The sequence below is a fragment of the Vibrio eleionomae genome (assembly GCF_009874545.1).
GTDB lineage: Bacteria > Pseudomonadota > Gammaproteobacteria > Enterobacterales > Vibrionaceae > Vibrio > Vibrio nitrifigilis.
The window spans coordinates 25,822-44,106 of the sequence record NZ_WEKT01000016.1 but is presented as its reverse complement, the minus strand read 5'-3'; the positions used below and the strand labels follow the sequence as shown (position 1 = coordinate 44,106).

The 18,285-nt window shown below is 44.1% G+C and carries 15 protein-coding genes and 3 tRNA genes; 8 read left to right on the top strand and 10 right to left on the bottom strand.

Annotation, left to right across the window (positions count from 1 at the left end):
- Positions 1–154: 154 nt before the first annotated feature.
- On the top strand, positions 155–1,519 hold the full coding sequence (locus tag F9817_RS10840) for a cellulase family glycosylhydrolase (protein WP_161155392.1): 1,365 nt from the start codon (positions 155–157) through the stop codon (positions 1,517–1,519).
- A 66-nt stretch (positions 1,520–1,585) separates the two neighbouring features.
- Here F9817_RS10840 and galK read toward each other — a convergent pair whose 3' ends face one another.
- The 3 genes from galK to galE all read right to left on the bottom strand — a co-directional run bounded on the left by galK (position 1,586) and on the right by galE (position 4,949).
- The gene (gene galK / locus F9817_RS10835; RefSeq protein WP_161155390.1) at positions 1,586–2,740 is read right to left on the bottom strand and encodes a galactokinase; all 1,155 of its coding nucleotides are present in this window, start codon (positions 2,738–2,740) and stop codon (positions 1,586–1,588) included.
- Between the two features lie 91 nt (positions 2,741–2,831).
- On the bottom strand, positions 2,832–3,884 hold the full coding sequence (locus F9817_RS10830) for a UDP-glucose--hexose-1-phosphate uridylyltransferase (RefSeq protein ID WP_161155388.1): 1,053 nt from the start codon (positions 3,882–3,884) through the stop codon (positions 2,832–2,834).
- 51 nt (positions 3,885–3,935) lie between these two features.
- Positions 3,936–4,949 carry a UDP-glucose 4-epimerase GalE gene (gene galE, locus F9817_RS10825; RefSeq protein WP_161155387.1) on the bottom strand — a complete coding sequence of 338 codons (1,014 nt, stop codon included), beginning with the start codon at positions 4,947–4,949 and terminating at the stop codon, positions 3,936–3,938.
- Between the two features lie 412 nt (positions 4,950–5,361).
- Between galE and F9817_RS10820 the strand changes: the two genes are divergently transcribed.
- The 4 genes from F9817_RS10820 (at position 5,362) to F9817_RS10805 (ending at position 9,102) form a co-directional block, all read left to right on the top strand.
- Positions 5,362–7,050, top strand: coding sequence for an NAD-dependent malic enzyme (locus F9817_RS10820; RefSeq protein ID WP_161155385.1), 1,689 nt, complete (start codon positions 5,362–5,364; stop codon positions 7,048–7,050).
- A gap of 46 nt (positions 7,051–7,096) precedes the next feature.
- Positions 7,097–7,426, top strand: coding sequence for a DUF3392 domain-containing protein (locus F9817_RS10815; protein WP_161155383.1), 330 nt, complete (start codon positions 7,097–7,099; stop codon positions 7,424–7,426).
- Between the two features lie 62 nt (positions 7,427–7,488).
- Positions 7,489–8,172, top strand: coding sequence for a SanA/YdcF family protein (locus F9817_RS10810; RefSeq protein ID WP_427916707.1), 684 nt, complete (start codon positions 7,489–7,491; stop codon positions 8,170–8,172).
- Between the two features lie 102 nt (positions 8,173–8,274).
- Positions 8,275–9,102: a DUF2797 domain-containing protein gene (locus F9817_RS10805; RefSeq protein ID WP_161155379.1), complete on the top strand. Its 828-nt coding sequence runs from the start codon at positions 8,275–8,277 to the stop codon at positions 9,100–9,102.
- Positions 9,103–9,145: 43 nt separating this feature from the next.
- On the opposite strand, the gene F9817_RS10800 is transcribed toward F9817_RS10805, so the two are convergent.
- Positions 9,146–10,378 carry a cysteine desulfurase-like protein gene (locus F9817_RS10800; protein WP_161155377.1) on the bottom strand — a complete coding sequence of 411 codons (1,233 nt, stop codon included), beginning with the start codon at positions 10,376–10,378 and terminating at the stop codon, positions 9,146–9,148.
- Positions 10,378–11,016: a 2OG-Fe dioxygenase family protein gene (locus F9817_RS10795; protein ID WP_161155375.1), complete on the bottom strand. Its 639-nt coding sequence runs from the start codon at positions 11,014–11,016 to the stop codon at positions 10,378–10,380. The genes F9817_RS10800 and F9817_RS10795 overlap by 1 nt, the downstream gene beginning before the upstream one ends.
- A gap of 417 nt (positions 11,017–11,433) precedes the next feature.
- On the opposite strand from F9817_RS10795, the gene trxB reads away from it, so the two are divergent.
- The 3 genes from trxB to cydC all read left to right on the top strand — a co-directional run bounded on the left by trxB (position 11,434) and on the right by cydC (position 16,033).
- Positions 11,434–12,393, top strand: a complete 960-nt coding sequence (trxB, locus tag F9817_RS10790; protein ID WP_161155373.1) for a thioredoxin-disulfide reductase — start codon at positions 11,434–11,436, stop codon at positions 12,391–12,393.
- Positions 12,394–12,531: 138 nt separating this feature from the next.
- Positions 12,532–14,319, top strand: coding sequence for a heme ABC transporter permease/ATP-binding protein CydD (gene cydD, locus F9817_RS10785; RefSeq protein WP_161155371.1), 1,788 nt, complete (start codon positions 12,532–12,534; stop codon positions 14,317–14,319).
- Positions 14,312–16,033 (top strand): heme ABC transporter ATP-binding protein/permease CydC, encoded by a 1,722-nt coding sequence (gene cydC, locus F9817_RS10780; RefSeq protein ID WP_161155369.1) that lies wholly within the window; start codon positions 14,312–14,314, stop codon positions 16,031–16,033. Before cydD ends, cydC begins: the two co-directional genes overlap by 8 nt.
- A gap of 113 nt (positions 16,034–16,146) precedes the next feature.
- Here the strand turns inward: cydC and F9817_RS10775 are convergent, their stop codons facing one another.
- The 5 genes from F9817_RS10775 to F9817_RS10755 form a co-directional block, all read right to left on the bottom strand.
- Entirely contained in the window at positions 16,147–16,419 is a 273-nt protein-coding gene (locus tag F9817_RS10775; protein ID WP_161155368.1) for a hypothetical protein, read from the bottom strand.
- A 246-nt stretch (positions 16,420–16,665) separates the two neighbouring features.
- A tRNA-Cys gene (locus F9817_RS10770) sits at positions 16,666–16,739 on the bottom strand.
- 19 nt (positions 16,740–16,758) lie between these two features.
- Positions 16,759–16,845, bottom strand: a tRNA-Leu gene (locus F9817_RS10765).
- An 80-nt stretch (positions 16,846–16,925) separates the two neighbouring features.
- Positions 16,926–17,001, bottom strand: a tRNA-Gly gene (locus F9817_RS10760).
- 161 nt (positions 17,002–17,162) lie between these two features.
- The gene (locus F9817_RS10755; RefSeq protein ID WP_161155366.1) at positions 17,163–18,104 is read right to left on the bottom strand and encodes a sensor domain-containing diguanylate cyclase; all 942 of its coding nucleotides are present in this window, start codon (positions 18,102–18,104) and stop codon (positions 17,163–17,165) included.
- Positions 18,105–18,285: the final 181 nt, after the last annotated feature.

Sequence of the window (18,285 nt, the reverse complement as noted above, 5' to 3'; positions counted from 1 at the left end):
CTGGTTAAAGTGAATCTTTACTTCCAAGCTATTTATCACTTATCACTCAATCTGGGCAGTAGCTTCCATTCATCAAATCAATCAATAATTCAACCTCATCTCATACCTTACTATATGCATATTGACAAACTTTTACATATACACGGGTATTGAGATGAAACGAATCAAACTAACAACAATAACATTAGCTTTAGCACTTGCCAGCAGCACTGCGCTAGCAAGTGTTCCCGCGCTTACAGTGAGCGGAAATCAAATCCTTAGTGGCGGCGAGGCCACAAGTTTTGCGGGCAATAGTTTCTTCTGGAGTAATACGGGATGGGGTCAGGAGAAAATGTACAACGCCAGTGTTGTTAAATGGCTAAAAGATGACTGGGGTTCAACCATCGTGCGCGTTGCTGTCGGTGCAGATAACAGTGGCTCTTATATTGACGACCCATCAGGTAACTTAACCAGAGCGGAAACCGTTATCGATGCTGCTATCGCCAATGATATGTACGTTATTATCGATTTCCATACGCACCACGGTGAAGATAAAGAAGCCTCAGCTATCGCTTTTTTCCAAAAAATGGCGACATTATATGGCGACAAAACTAACGTTATTTATGAAATATATAACGAGCCTTTGGCAGTTAGCTGGTCAAACGTTATCAAACCCTATGCAGAAGACGTGATTGCTGCAATTCGCGCTATCGATTCAGACAATTTAATTGTCGTCGGAACCCCAAATTGGTCTCAAGATGTGGACGTCGCATCACAAGACCCTATCGATGGAACCAATATTGCCTATTCTCTCCACTTTTATGCAGGAACTCATGGTCAGTCACTGAGAGATAAAGCATCGACTGCACTGAACAATGGCATTCCTCTTATGGTCACGGAATGGGGAGCTGTCAATTCAGATGGTAATGGCGATGTGGCAGAAGACAGTGTCGACAGTTGGATGGATTTTCTGCAAACCAATAACATCACCAATGTTAACTGGGCGGTGAGCGATAAGGATGAAGGCGCATCCATTATCAACTCAGGGGCAAGTGCAACTGGGAATTGGTCAGCAAGCGATCTCACCGCTTCGGGTACCTATGTTAAAAATATCATTTCCAATTGGGGCACGAGTGTTGCTACAAGCGATGATAGCAGTGAGTCAGATTCATCTACATCATCTGACGACTCAACAAGCACAGACACATCAACTTCTGACAGCAGTAGTGACTCCAGTTCAACATCGACAGGATCCGTTACTTGCGAGCATGTGATTACCTCTTCGTGGCAAGGCGGATTCCAAGGCGCTATCCGTATAACGAATAACAGTGATACCGCGATAGACGGTTGGAATGTCAACTGGTCTTATTCTGACGGCACTACCATCACTCAAAGCTGGGGCGCCACCCTAACCGGCTCATACAGTGCGACAAACCTGAGTTGGAATGCCACTATTGAACCCAATGCTACCGTAGAAGTTGGCTTTATCGGCAACGGTGAAGGCAGCGCATCAAGTGTGACAGGGGATGTTTGTGACTAACTATCGGTTATCACTCGCCTAAACTAAAAAAGCTGGCTCGCGCCAGCTTTTTAGTTAATTCACCTATCAAGCGACAACGCTTGCGCCGTCAGTGGCATGACAAACGTAAATGGTTTCTTTTAATCCCGTTTTGGCTTCATATTGTTCAGCAATGGCTTGTTTTACTGCATCAACTAACTGTGGTGGAACCAGTGATACCACACAACCACCAAAACCGCCGCCAGTCATACGTACACCACCCTGTTCACCGACAACGTCTTTCACGATATCAACGAGGGTATCGATCTCTTTAACCGTGATTTCAAAATCATCACGCATTGAGTTATGAGATTGTTCCATAAGCTGTGCTAATAGGGTGATGTTCCCCTCTTCCAACGCTTTTGCCGCTTCAACAGTACGCGTATTTTCGGTAATCACATGGCGAGCACGCTTAGCCACATCAGGAGACAACTCATTTTGTTTTGCTACAAATTGTTCAATGGTCACATCACGTAATGCTTTAACTCCAAAGATCTGAGCCGCTTCTTCGCACTGCTGACGACGAGTATTATATTCACTATCGACCAAACCGCGTTGTTTGTTGGAGTTAATGATCACAACCGCCATATCTTCAGGCATTGAGACCGGCTGACACTCTAAACTGCGGCAATCGATCAACAAAGCATGATTATCTTGGCCTTGTGCTGAAATCAATTGATCCATAATCCCACAATTACAGCCAACAAATTCGTTTTCAGCTTGTTGTCCATTCAACGCGATTTCGGCTTGCGATATTTCTAAGTTGTATAGTGTTTTAAACGTTTGACCTATCACCACCTCCAATGCAGCAGACGAACTTAAACCTGCACCTTGAGGCACATTGCCAGAAACAGCAATATCAACGCCACCAAACTCGAAACCCCGTTGCAGCAAACATTTCACAACACCACGGATGTAATTGGCCCACATTTTGTCAGCAACAAATTCAATTGGCGCATCAAGTGAGAATTCATCTTGTGCATCTTGGTAATCACAAGCGACAACACGAACAAGTCGGTCATCACGCTGTTTAGCCGCTACCACAGTTTGATAATTAATCGCGCATGGTAGTACAAAGCCATCATTGTAATCCGTGTGTTCACCAATCAGATTAACACGACCAGGTGCTTGAATATGATGAGTGGGCTCATAACCAAATACACGTGGGAAAGATGCACTTACGTTTTGCATAGGATCAGACATAATCGTATCTCTTATTCAATCACAGCTTGGCTAACCCAAACCGAAAAATCAGGATAAGGACCTCACTGCTCTAGCGCGGTCCAAGTAGTATTTATTGCTCTTTAAAATGCACATCACTTAAGGCGCGAAGTCGCTCAGCGGCTTGCTCAGCGGTGAGGTCACGCTGTGATTCAGCAAGCATTTCATACCCCACCATAAATTTACGTACGGTGGCGCTGCGCAATAATGGCGGGTAGAACAGCGCATGCAGTTGCCAGTGTTCTATATCGGTTCCTTCTTCGAAAAATGGTGCGTAATGCCACCCCATTGAGTAAGGGAACGAACATTCAAATAAGTTATCGTAACGACTGGTCAGTTTTTTCATTGCGAGTGCCAAATCATCACGTTGCGCTTCCGTCAATTCACTCATACGACGCACATGAACTTTCGGTAACAACATGGTTTCAAATGGCCATGCAGCCCAATACGGCACTACGGCTAACCAGTGTTCAGTTTCAACCACAGTGCGACTGCCATCTTTCAGTTCAGCATTGACATAGTCCACCAACAGGTTCGAACCATATTGTTGGTAATAGGCTTTTAAATTGTCTTCTTTACGCGCAATTTCATTAGGTATAAAACTGTTTGCCCAAACTTGTCCATGCGGGTGTGGCTGAGAACAACCCATCATGGCGCCTTTATTTTCGAATACCTGTACCCAAAGATATTTTTTACCTAACTCTTCAATCTGCTCATTCCAAGTATCAATCACGCGGCGAATAGCTGGTACGGGTAATTCTGGCAAGGTTTTGCTGTGGTCTGGAGAGAAACAAATCACACGGCTTAAGCCTCTCGCACTTTGGCAACGAAACAGACGATTGTCTGATTCTGGCGCTTCGGGCGTATCTTCTTTGAGCGCGGCAAAATCATTACCAAAGACGTAAGTCCCTTGATAATCAGGATTGGTATCCCCTGAGACTCGTTCGTTGGTGGGACATAAAAAACAATGCTCATCGTATGAAGGTAATGTCTCAGTTGGTGCTTTCTCGTCTTGACCACTCCAAGGGCGTTTTGCACGATGAGGAGAGACTAAAATCCATTGTCCGGTTAACGGGTTATAACGACGATGGGGATGATCAACCGGATTAAAAGTAATATCTGACATAACGTTTGCTCGTAAAATTAAAATAACTTAGGAATTGTTTCAGCCGATGGGTTATTCATAACCGTTAGGATTTTTTGACTGCCAATTCCATGTATCTGCTGTCATCTGCTCTACTGTGCGAGTCGCCTTCCAACCTAAATCGGCTTCCACCTTTGCAGTACTTGCCCAGCACTCAGCAATATCGCCAGGACGTCGCGGACAAATTTGATAAGGCACGTCATGGCCACAAGCGGCGGTAAAAGCATTCACCATATCAAGAACACTCGACCCTTGCCCTGTGCCCAAATTGTAGATGTGTAACCCGGCTTTGTTTCCCACACCACGAATAGCCGCAATATGGCCATCCGCTAAATCCATAACATGAATATAATCACGTACGCCGGTACCATCAGGCGTTGCATAATCATCACCAAACACAGATAGATGGTCACGTCGACCGACCGCAACTTGAGCAATAAAAGGCATAAGGTTATTCGGTATGCCCTGAGGATCTTCTCCCATCGAGCCTGATGGATGAGCGCCCACAGGGTTAAAATAGCGCAATAAAGTGATACTCCAGTCAGGCTCTGCATAGAACAGATCTCGCAGACACTCTTCTACCATGTACTTACTGCGTCCATATGGATTCGTCGTCGCTCCGGTTGGAAACGATTCTGTAATGGGCACACTGGCGGGATCACCATAAACAGTCGCGGAAGAACTGAATACCAAACTTTTGACACCCGCTTTGCGCATAGCACGAGCCAGCACTAACGAACCATTTACATTATTGTCATAATATTCAAGAGGTTTAGCGACAGATTCCCCAACAGCTTTTAACCCTGCAAAATGAACAACCGAATCAATTTTTTGCTCAGAAAAAACACGATCTAATAGCGTTTCATCGCGTACATCTCCCTCATAAAACACGGGCGTTGTCTGAGTTAAATTTTTGATGCGATTTAGCACTTCTCGTTTGGCATTGCATAGATTGTCGATAATCACAGGGGTGATGCCGGCTTCAATCATTTGTACGCAAGTATGGCTGCCAATATAGCCCATACCTCCAGTCACTAATACTTTCACGCTGCACCTCTTAAATTACTTGTGCGTTGAATTGAGCCAAGTTTATCAACTACCTTGGGCTACTTTCTGTGAAGCCTGACACATTGTGTAAACGTTACCACTAAATTTGCATATTAAATCACAAGCATTGCCAAATATTTTATATAACCATCTGTTTTATATAGATTTAATAAAATATAAAACGTTTACACTGTTATTTTGAGTAAAATGAACGATTTCTACAGCCAAATTATAAGAATGAGTGAGTCATAAATTAGGCACTACGCAAACACATGCTTAATGTAGGGTTATTTGCCTAAATGTTAAGCAAATCGAAGCGAATAATGTCTTATTCGTTAAGTCATTCTATTTACAATAACCTCTCCAAACCGTATCATTTTTGCGTCTTCTTTCATCGCTAAAAAGGCCAACAATGAACAACGATAAACGTCCACTATATTTACCATATGCTGGTGCAGCATTAATGAGCACCCCCCTATTGAATAAAGGCAGCGCATTTAGCGCAGAAGAACGTGTTTCTTTTAACCTTGAAGGTTTGCTTCCTGAAGCAACTGAAACTATTCAAGAGCAAGTTGTTCGTGCGTATCAACAATATTGCAGCTTCGAAAGTGATATGGATAAACATATCTATCTGCGCAATATTCAAGACACCAACGAAACTCTTTTTTACCGCCTCGTCCAAAACCATATCTCTGAAATGATGCCTGTCATCTACACACCAACTGTTGGCGCGGCGTGTGAAAACTTCTCAAACATTTACCGACGTGGACGTGGTCTATTTGTTTCTTACGAAAACCGTGATCGTATCGATGACCTGCTAAACAATGCAGCAAACCAAAACGTTAAAGTTATCGTTGTGACTGACGGTGAACGTATTCTTGGCCTTGGTGACCAAGGTATCGGCGGCATGGGCATTCCTATTGGTAAACTGTCACTGTATACCGCATGTGGTGGTATCAGCCCGGCTTACACTTTACCTGTGGTACTTGATGTCGGTACGAACAACCCTCAACGCCTTGCAGATCCTATGTATATGGGTTGGCGTCATACTCGTATTGAAGGTGCAGAATACGACGCGTTCGTAGAAGAATTTATTGAAGCCGTGAAACGTCGTTGGCCTGAAGCGTTAATTCAATTTGAAGACTTTGCACAAAAAAACGCGATGCCACTTTTGCAACGCTACAAAGATCGCGTTTGTTGCTTTAACGATGATATTCAAGGCACCGCTGCCATTGCTGTTGGCTCTCTACTTGCGGCATGTAAAGCAGCAGGCAGTAAGCTATCTGACCAACGCATTACCTTCTTAGGCGCAGGTTCTGCAGGTTGTGGTATCGCAGAAGCGATCATTGCCCAGATGGTTTCTGAAGGCATTAGCGATGCACAAGCTCGCTCACAAGTTTATATGGTTGACCGCTGGGGTCTGCTAGAAGAAGGCATGCATAACCTGCTTGATTTCCAACAGCGTTTGATGCAGAAAAAATCGAACACGAAAGAATGGACATCTGAAGGTAATGGTTTCTCACTGCTTGACGTTGTTCGCCAAGCTAAGCCAACCGTGCTAATCGGTGTATCAGGCGCTCCTGGCCTATTCAGTGAAGAAGTCATCAAGACGATGCACGCAAGCTGTGAACGTCCTATTATTTTCCCACTGTCTAACCCGACTAGCCGCGTAGAAGCAACACCAAATGATATTCTTCGTTGGACCAACGGCGAAGCATTGGTTGCAACCGGTAGTCCGTTTGAACCTGTGGTACTTGAAGGTAAAACTTATCCAATCGCCCAATGTAACAACAGCTACATTTTCCCAGGCATTGGCCTAGGCGTTTTAGCCGTGGGTGCTAAACGTGTAACGGATGAAATGCTGATGGTATCTAGCCGCTCTTTAGCCGAAACATCGCCACTAGCGATTAACGGTCACGGTGCACTACTTCCACCACTTGAAAGCATTCACTCTGTATCGAAGAAGATTGCCTTTGCTGTTGCGAAAAAAGCGATCGAACAAGGCGTTGCTCCTGAACGTTCTGACGACGCAATTTTGGAAGCCATCGAGCAACATTTCTGGCAACCAGAATATCGCCGCTACAAACGTACCGCGTTTTAAGCCATACTTAAGCCCCTATGTTAGGGGCTTTTTTATTTTAGGACTTATGGAACTACTACACTTTTTTGCACCAGGGGGACGTTTTATCGCCCCATATCTTTCTGATATAGCCGTGGCATTTGTTGCCTGCTTCTTAGTGATGCTTGGTGGTGACATCAATGCGTTTGTTCGCCGAACAATGCGTAATCAGCATTTTATTGTGCGTACGCTGGTGTTTGTATTGATCAATGCGTTTGGTTATGGATTAATCATCGTAAAAGCAAGCCCTTACTTAGCTCGGACACTTGCCCAATTAGATCGAGGCATGATGTTTGTCATCGTCGTAATTAGCTTTATTATTATTGGCCTATGGGCACAAAAAAATCGTCAGATATAACACATTCAACTCGCTCAACCTCGCGCTGGAAGCGTCTCCTAATTTGGATACGTCGCACCGTTATGTATGGTATTTTAGCCATCATGGCAGGTGTGATCTGTCTGATCGCCATTGATCGTTGGATCTCTTGGCAAACTCAAAAAAACATTATTTACGACATCGATAAAGTCGAACACTATCAAGTTGCTGTCGTGCTAGGAACCAGTAAATACTTGGGGCACACCCTAAACGATTACTATATCCATCGGATTAACGCGGCAATCAAACTGTTCAAACAAGGGAAAGTGGCTGATTTTCTGCTCAGTGGAGATAACGCCCATCGCTCTTACAATGAGCCATGGACAATGAAGCGTGATTTGCTCAAAGCAGGTGTCCCCGAGAGCTCAATCTATTTAGATTACGCTGGGTTTCGTACTCTTGATTCAATCGTGCGCGCCAAGCGTATTTTTGACAGTAATAACTTCCTCATTATCACGCAAGGTTTCCATTGTGAACGCGCCCTGTATATTGCGCGTTTTCATGATATTAACGCACATTGTCTAGCAGTTGCTGGCCCGACTCACTATTCTGGCTATACCGTGAGACTCAGAGAGGTGTTAGCGAGGACTAAAGCCTTTTTTGATCTTTATGTATTGGATACTCAACCTAAATTTCTCGGTCCAAAACATCCGATTCAACCTGATGAAGATCCCAGCAGCAGTGATGAAAGCACTCAACTAGCAGAAGACTCTACGACTTCTCAATAACTTGCGATTAAGGGAAAGTATGACTTTCCCTCCTTTTGCTGCACCAATGCCCTAACTTTCGTTATACTCCCTACCATAAATCTAAAATAAAAGAGTAATGTCATGTCATTAATCGCTTCAGGCGTATTAAGTAAAATGCGCGCATCGCTAAACAACACGACCGAATATCGTTTACCTGTTGGAGACGAATTGGTCGATCTCAACCCACTTATTGGTCGCACTATTGAGCTAAAACACACAGGGAATATCTACTGCTGTTCATGCGGAAAAAAGACCAAGAAAAGCTATTCTCAAGGCCACTGTTTCGTGTGTATGAAAAAACTTGCCAGCTGTGACATGTGTATCATGAAGCCGGAAACGTGCCACTACGCTCAAGGAACATGTCGTGAACCGGAGTGGGCGCAAGAGAATTGTATGGTTGACCACTACGTTTATCTTTCCAATACGTCTGGTTTGAAAGTTGGTATCACTCGTCACACTCAGATCCCCACTCGCTGGATTGACCAAGGTGCTATGCAAGGCCTGCCGATCTATAAAGTGAAAACTCGCCAAATATCTGGCTTTATTGAGGTTGAATTAGCCAAACACATTGCCGACAAAACCAATTGGCGCACTTTGCTTAAAGGCGATTCCGATATGATGCCTCTCGAACAACGTTTTGCAGAACTGCGCCCTTTATTAACCGATAAAATTGCCGAGATCCGCGCCGAGTTTGGCGAAGATTCTGTTCAAGAACTTTCCACCGAAGGCATTGAGATTCACTATCCGGTAACGGAATATCCAACCAAGATCGTTTCACATAACTTTGATAAAAATCCGGAAGTGTCCGGAGTGTTACAAGGTATTAAAGGCCAATACCTCATTTTAGATACTGGGGTGATTAATATTCGTAAATTTACCTCATACGAAGTGGAATGTTACGTCGACTAACCTCGATACTCTCTTGATGGGGATAGACTCTATCCCCATTTTGCTATTGGATGATTTGCGTTAATGACCTAAAGAAACGTTCGATCTCATCTTTCGTATTGTAATGCACTGCCCCGACTCGCAGTACCCCAAGATTCGGATCTATCTTTAGTTGTTCCATCATACCAAGTGCATAAAAGTGCCCACTCCAGACACACACTTGCTCCATGCCCAAAGCATGAGCAATATCATAAGGGCGATGCCGCTCAAATCGCAGAGCAAAAGTTGGAGTACGTTGTCCTATATCCGCATCATCAATACCCAATAACTCAACGCCCTTTACTGCTTTTAAACGTTGTAAAAAAAGCTCATTTAACGCCATTTCATGCTGCTGAATCAAACTATAGCTACGTAACAGCTGAGATCTTAACCCAACCTTTGAATGGCCAAAGCTCGCCAAATAACCAACAGCCGTCGACAAACCAGCGAGACTTGCAAAAGGTTGCGTTCCTGTTTCGAACCGCCCCGGACCAATATCAGGAGCAGGCGCGACCTTATAAGGTTGAAGCTGTTCAAGCCACGGCTGCGCGATATAGGCAATACCTATGTGGGGACCAAAAAACTTATAGGCCGAACACACTAAGAAATCACACTGCCATGCTTGGACGTCAATTAAATGGTGCGGCGCATAATGAACAGCATCAAGATACACTTTGGCCCCGACTGCATGAGCTGCATCAATAATAGGTTTTACATCGACAATCGAACCGGTCACATTGGAAGCACATGTCACCGCGACCAAACGCGTTTTAGCCGTAATTAAGCGCAGTAAATGTTCAACATCCAGCGTGGCATTGTCGCGACAGAGATTCGCCGTTTTCACAACCGCACCTCGATCATTCGCCGCTTGCTGCCATGTTGATACGTTTGCATAGTGATCTAATGCCGTCACTATCACTTCATCCCCTGCTTGCCATTCACGACTAATAGCCCGACTTAATTGAAAAGTCAGCGATGTCATATTGGCACCGAAGACGATATTTTCGGCGGCAGGCGCATTCACAAGAGCTTGGCAATAGGTTCGAGCTTCCAACATTACTTCAGTGGTATGTCGACTTGTCTCAAATGCACCACCAAGATTGCTATTACCTCGTTGCCAGTAATCTGTCATGCTATGTGCTACGGAATCAGGAATTTGTGTTCCACCAGGCCCATCAAGAAACAGGATGGTTTGACCATGTTCGGCTTGGTTTAATGCCCCAAACTTTGCCCTGATTTGATTTGTATCCAATGTCATTAAGCCCCCTTAGCCGTTAAAACTAACAGGTCCATATGTCCTTCTTCTTGCAGTTTAATGGCGCGAATGGGACATGCGTTATGCCATAACTTCTGATCAGCCAACATCACAATGTCACCATCATCCAGAACCTTACGAAAGAAAGGCGCTTGCTGAGAATCTTGATATAACATCACGTCTCCCCCGACTATGTTGTGTCGGTTAATCCCCACGATAGCGATGTAATCAAATCCATCTTGGTGAACGCCTTCCGGAGACACCAACGTCTCGTTGTAAATAGCCGAAACGCGCATTTGATGAATTTCAATCTCCTGACCATCGGGCAAATTATTATGTGTGACGAAAAGATCACATAACTCTCTTAACCCTTCACTGTGCAAGGTACTCTCTAATAGAGGTTCAAAGTGACGTTTCACATCGCCCTGAAAATGGTTTATTTCACCAGTTTGCATAAAATCATGCTTGTCCATTTCTACTACATCACCATGGTAAAAACGAATTACCGAATAACGACGCAACCGGTATTTCCCATCGGCATGTTCAGTCGTCGGTAAATGGCGAAAAGAAGGGGCAAGTTGGTGTACTGCACCAACACTTAATTGGCAGAGGTCTAAGGTATGTTCATGTTTCTGTAGCATCGTCTTCTCCTTAGCCGCAATGTAAAAATCGCCGCCCAGAATTAACAATTAAGTAACAATATAAGTCTATATAGACATCTAAAAAATACAAATTTATTAAAATCAAATGTTACTAAATAAACAGAAAACATGATTATTACCTTTTAAAGGTGTTTATTTTAGATAAATACTCTACATTGGTGTTTAGTTAATCTTTATCAGCAAACGAATTTGCTATAAGAAATCATAATAAACTTAATAATCATAAGGTTAAAATTATACTTTCATAATTAGTTAGCTTTTCTGATGGCTTTCTAGGCTATTCTGGACTGGTCGTTCTACTTTTTATCGACTATTCCCTTCTCACCTCTTTCATTCACCCTGTATATTCCCTACAATCAGAAACAAAAGTAATGCACCGCATAGATGGGAGCACTCATGAGTGAAGTAAAACACGCAAAACTATTAATTCTTGGTTCGGGCCCTGCTGGCTACACTGCCGCGGTTTACGCTGCGCGCGCGAATCTGAATCCCGTATTGGTCACTGGTATGCAGCAAGGCGGTCAGTTAACCACAACGACTGAAGTTGAAAACTGGCCTGGAGACCCTGAAGGTTTAACTGGACCGGGTCTAATGGATCGCATGAAAGAACATGCTGAGAAATTCAATACCGAAATGGTTTTCGATCACATCAATGAAGTCGATTTTTCTCAACGCCCATTTCGTCTCAAAGGTGATAGCACTGAATACACCTGTGACGCACTGATTATTTCAACGGGAGCATCAGCAAAATACATCGGTCTTGAATCGGAAGAAGCGTTTAAAGGCCGTGGTGTTTCAGCTTGTGCAACTTGTGATGGATTCTTCTACCGCAATCAAAAAGTGGCGGTTGTAGGTGGCGGTAACACAGCGGTTGAAGAAGCGCTTTACCTCTCTAACATTGCATCAGAAGTTCATTTGATTCACCGTCGTGACACGTTCCGCGCAGAAAAAATCCTAATTGATCGTATGAACGAAAAAGTAGCTGCCGGTAAAATTGTCTTACATACCAATCGTACTTTAGACGAAGTATTAGGTGACGATATGGGCGTAACCGGTGTTCGCCTTAAAGACACTGAATCGGGTACAACTGAAGAGTTGGCCGTTATGGGAACGTTCATTGCTATAGGCCATCAGCCTAATACTGCCATCTTCGAAGGCCAGTTAGAAATGAAAAACGGTTATGTTGTCGTTCAATCTGGTTTAGACGGAAATGCGACTCAAACAAGTATCGAAGGTATCTTCGCGGCTGGTGACGTAATGGACCATAATTATCGTCAAGCGATTACCTCTGCAGGAACAGGTTGTATGGCCGCATTAGATGCTGAACGTTATCTTGATGCGCTAAATGATAAGTAAGCTAAATACTTTCTGTAAAAAGTAAGTTTATTTTTCATTTTTACACTTTGTTACAATTGCCCAACGGTATCTCCGTTGGGCTTTCTTTTGTATACTACGTGCTCGCTCAATATAATATTCTCAATAAAAGCCTTTACAATGGATAAGAAAAAACAACGTAGCTTGAATCTGTGGCTCAAACAGCAAAGCAAGCTAGCGAAGCGCTGGTTAATGATCGCTGTCGGGCTCGGAGTTTTATCAAGCCTATTCCTCGTCGCACAAGCAGCATTACTTGCTTCTGTACTAGATCAGCTCATTATCGAGCATGTCGATAAATCAACTTTAGTCCCCCATTTCATTGGGTTAGTCGTATTAATTGCAGTGCGTGCTGCCTGCTCATGGGGACGTGAAATCGCCGGTTTCCGCTGCGGTGAACAAATTCGCGTTTATATTCGTGCACAAATAATCGAAAAGCTGCGTGAACTTGGCCCTGCCTATATCAAAGGAAAACCAGCCGGAACATGGGCCGCACTCATGCTTGAGCAAGTCGAGAACATGCACGACTTCTTTGCTCGTTATTTGCCCCAAATGGCGCTGTCGGTCGCCATTCCATTTGTCATCTTAGTTGTGGTATTCCCTGTTAACTGGGCGGCAGGATTAATCTTCCTTATCACAGCACCTCTTGTGCCGATATTCATGGCCTTTGTGGGGATCAAAGCAGCGGATGCAGGACGTAAAAACTTTAAAGCACTGCAACGTTTATCCGGCCATTTCTACGATCGCTTGCAATCGATGACGACAATTCGCTTGTTTGACCGAGCAGAATCTGAAACTGAATTGATGCGCGGTGCATCGGAAGTTTTCCGCTCTCGCACCATGGACGTATTGCGCATCGCATTTTTGTCTTCGGCGGTACTGGAATTCTTTACGTCGATTTCTATCGCGCTCACCGCGGTATACTTCGGTTTTAGTTATATTGATAAATTCAACTTTGGTTATTACTACGGTGCAGGTGTTACCTTATTTGCCGGGATGTTTATCCTGATTCTTGCTCCGGAATTTTATCAACCTCTACGAGATTTAGGCACTTTCTATCATGCAAAACAGCTCGCAGTTGGTGCTGCAGAAAGCATTGTGGAATTTTTAGAAGTCGATGTAAGCAAAGTAAAATCAGGCACGCACCCTATGGTCGATCATGAACATGTTGAGATCGTTGCAACTGACCTCGTTGTACTTAGCCCTGAAGGTGACCATTTGGTTGGACCCATTTCCTTCACCATCAACAAAGACAAAACAACAGCCTTAGTTGGCCCTAGTGGTGCAGGTAAAACTAGCTTAATCAACGCCATTCTTGGTTTCATGCCTTATGAAGGTAGCTTAACAATTAATGGCATTGAAATGAGTGAGCTTAACCATGACCAATGGCGCAGCCACATTAGCTGGGTTGGACAAAACCCATTACTGCTCAACGGCAGCATTCGTGACAATGTCACTATGGGTAAAACCTTTGATGACGCCACGCTAAATGATGTTCTTGACCGTTCATTCGCTGCTGAGTTTGTCAACGAACATGGTCTGGATTACCACATTAGTGACCGAAGCGGTGGTTTGTCAGTTGGTCAAGCCCAACGACTTGCACTGGCTCGCGCTATGCTACAAAACGGCGCATTTTGGTTACTGGATGAACCGACTGCAAGCCTAGATGCACGTAGTGAACAGCTTGTTATGAACGGGTTAGATAGCCAAATTCATGGTAAAACTGCCCTGCTAGTTACCCACCAACTTTCTCCGCTCAAATCTGTCGACCAAATTTTGGTTATGCAGAACGGCTCTATCGTCGAACGTGGCGATTACAGCTCACTCAGTCAACAAGATGGGTTGTTTGCGGCTATGCTCGCTTCAAACCAAGCCCACCAAGATGCGGATAAGGGGAATTTAGATGCGTGATTTATTACCATATCTAAAACTATATAAGAAACATTGGTTCGGCTTAAGTCTGGGAATGATTTTAGCTTTTCTAACACTAGCGGCATCGATTGGTTTGCTTACGATTTCTGGCTGGTTCCTTTCTGCAGCGGCAGTGGCCGGACTGAGTGCAGCCAAAAAAGATTTCAACTTTATGCTACCAAGTGCGTTTGTACGTGGTTTTGCTATTGGCCGTACAGCAGGCCGCTGGGGTGAACGTGTTGTTAGTCATAACGCTACTTTTAAGTTATTGACTGACTTACGTATTTTCTTCTTTCAGAAGTTAACGCCTCTGATTCCGGGGAAAGTATCCAACCTGCGAGATGCCGACTTACTCAATAGAGTCGTTGCTGATATCGATGCGATGGATCATGTGTATCTACGCTTAATCAGCCCAGTCACCATCGGAGTGGTGGGCATCGCAGCGATATCAGCTCTCATCTGCTATTTCGATGAACGATTAGGCCTAATTTTAGGCGCTATCCTGCTTGTTATTCTCCTTGCTTGGCCAGTGATTTTTTACAAATTGGGTAAAGGTAACGGAGCTGAATTAACACAGAATAAAGCAGATTTCCGCATTACGACTTTGGATTGGTTGCAGGGTTTTAGCGAGCTGACGATCTTCGGCGCAGAATCTCGCTACCACCAAGCGATGGATAAAGCCCAAGAACGCCTGCTAAAAAACCAGCTGGTCAATGCCCACATTTCGGGCTTAGCTTCGGCATTACTTATGTTAGCCAATGGTTGGACGCTCATTTTAATGCTATGGCTCGCCGCTGATGGTGTAGGCCCTCATGGTCCTGATCCACTCATCGCCGTTGTGGTCTTTGCGACGATGGCTTGTGTAGAATTGCTCATGCCTATTGCTGGTGCATTCCAATTCCTTGGCCAAACCCTAACTTCAGCGCGTCGGCTAAATGAAATCATTCTTTCAGAACCTGAAGTCCAATTCCCTGAAGCGCAAACTCAGCATAATGGTCAATTTAGTATTGAGTTTGATGAAGTTAGCTTTAGCTATAACAATGACGAACGTAAAGCCGTTAATCAGGTATCTCTCAATATTCCAGCAGGAAATCGAGTGGCGATTGTGGGGCAAACGGGATCGGGTAAATCCACCTTAATGCAGCTTCTCCCTCGTTACTGGGATGTTCAACAAGGTGAAATACGTATTGCAGGAACACCACTAAAACAGTGGAATGAAAGTGAACTTCGCGCTGCAATTAGCGTAGTCAGCCAGCGCGTCGACATTTTAAATGGTTCTTTGCGAGATAACCTTATCCTTGCTAAACCAACAGCAACAGATGAAGAGCTTGCGACCATGTTGCGTCAGGTCGGCCTAGATAGGCTACTTGAACAAACGGGCCTTGATGCTTGGTTAGGTGACGGTGGTCGCCAACTATCGGGAGGAGAAAAACGTCGTATCGGTATTGCGCGAGCATTACTGCATGATGGTCCTATCCTACTGCTAGATGAACCGACAGAAGGTTTGGACAAGCAAACAGAAAAACAAATTATGACGTTATTCCAACAACATTTCACGAATAAAACCGTGGTATTTATTACTCACCGCTTAGTCGAACTAGACACGATGGATAGCATCTGCTTAGTAGAGCAAGGCCAAGTGGTTGAGCACGGAAGTCATGATGAGCTTCTCGCCCAGCAAGGACGTTACTACCAGCTAAACCAAACGCTGTAATCTAGCGCTCCAAATGACAACGCCCTGTTTAATACAGGGCGTTTTTTCGTTCCACTCAGAATACCTGCAAAACACACTCACCCTTTGGTTATAATGTGGCTAGTGTGAAATAGTTAATATTCTATCCGACGTATTTCACTACGCGTTATTTTGCCGCCTACCGCTCGAAACATAGTGACCATTGCCGGGAAGGTGTTTTCGGGAAAGCTCGTCGTTGTCGCATTGCAGAAAAACGCAAAATGCTCGCCAGAAATTGAACGATGAGAAACCTCAAGCGGAGTATAGTGAACGCCGATAATTCCCTGAATACCCAATTTGAACACCCGCTGATCTTCTTCATTCAGCTCTGCAAATTGGCTCCAACGCCCCATTTGTTGAGTAGTCATACACTTTCTCCTTAAGCTAATCAATAAACCTAAGTAGCGGGAAGTGGAGCACGGGTCTTCTATCCATCATCGTTATTATCACACCCAACGCAGATAAATATGCTCGTTAATGTCACTCTGAATCCTGCATCTTGAGGTCATTTAGGTATAAGTATCTATAGCTCATATCAGATAAAGACGTAGCGATAAATAGCATATTTTTATGATAAAAAAGGGAATATTTTAGAACTAGAAGGAGATAAATAATGGAGGCGCGTCCCGGAGTCGAACCGAGGTCCACGGATTTGCAATCCGCTGCATAGCCACTCTGCCAACGCGCCGTATTATTTTTTAAAGAGATGGTGCCCCGGGCCGGACTTGAACCGGCACAGCGCGAACGCCGAGGGATTTTAAATCCCTTGTGTCTACCAATTCCACCACCAGGGCACGCAATTTGGGATTGCGATGCTGTTAACTGAACAGTTTGACACCATCATCGATATGGTTTGAAACCCTATAGCAAAATTTGGAGCGACACACGAGGTTCGAACTCGTGACCTCAACCTTGGCAAGGTTGCGCTCTACCAACTGAGCTAGTGTCGCAAAGATTCTTATCGGCCTGTGCCGTGAGAACGAGGTGTACTTTAACGGATTCAAAAATATGGTCAACAAAAAATTTATCTTTTTGATTTGAATGCTGAAAAAGCGAGCTTCACGGTACAAGACGCGATCAATTCGTTTAAAGTGCCACCAGCCAAAAACCATCAAAACAAATTAAAGTGCGTACAACTGGCAAAAGAAATCTGATTACGCCCGGATTTTTTCGCTTGATACAGAAGGTTATCAGCTAATTCGATAATACGATCGTCCGTTTCTCCCCGTTGCGGAACACATTCAGCTAACCCAATACTCGCCGTAACATACCTATCGGCTTTATTACGGCTATGGTGAATTTTAAGCTTTGCCAATTGATGTTTGAATTCATCGACGCGCTGCTTAGATTCCTCTATAGAACAACCACTAAACACCAACGCAAATTCTTCCCCACCATAACGAGCACATAAATCGCCAGGTCGACGAGCAAATGTTTTCAATAACTGAGCAAATTTAATTAAACAGTCATCGCCAGCCTGATGCCCATAGGTATCATTAAGTAGTTTAAAATAATCGAGATCAAAGATGGCAAGGCAAATAGGCTTTTGTAACCGCATACAACGCTGCCATTCTCTGTGCAAGAAGTCGTCAAAAGTGCGTCGGTTGGGAATATTCGTCAGCCCATCAAGACTTGCTAGCTCTTTTACCTGCAACTCGGCCAACTTACGCTTGGTGATATCCTGATGAGAAATAACAAAATAATCTTCATCATTTAAACAAAAATGCGTCACCCGCATCATAAACCAACGTTTTTCATCAATGCTATGGCAAGGGTATTCAAGACCAAATTCAGAGCGAGATCCAGCAATAACCGATTCAATCCCCTTGACCGCCTTTAAGCCAAAATCATCCCCCATGTCAGCGGCTTTTCGACATTCGTAAATGTAGTTTAACCCCACCCAACTATTAGAATTAATGGTACAGGTATTATCAGCGCCAAATGTTTTCCAGCGGCGATTGACGTAACAAATACAGCCAGAGCGATCAATAACAGAAATATGACCTGTGATTGAATCTAAAACCAAAGACAGAAATTCAACCGACCTATTCATCAATCACCTAAACGCGAATTATTACTTGCCTTAAGTATTACACCTACATTATCAAAATCCACAAATTTAAGGGGTTAATTGCGATAAATTGCTTCAAGTCACTCAGTGGTCATCCTCTGATAGGGGCCATTAACAAAAAAACGCCAGTCATTAACGTGACTGGCGTTTGTTATTTAACAGT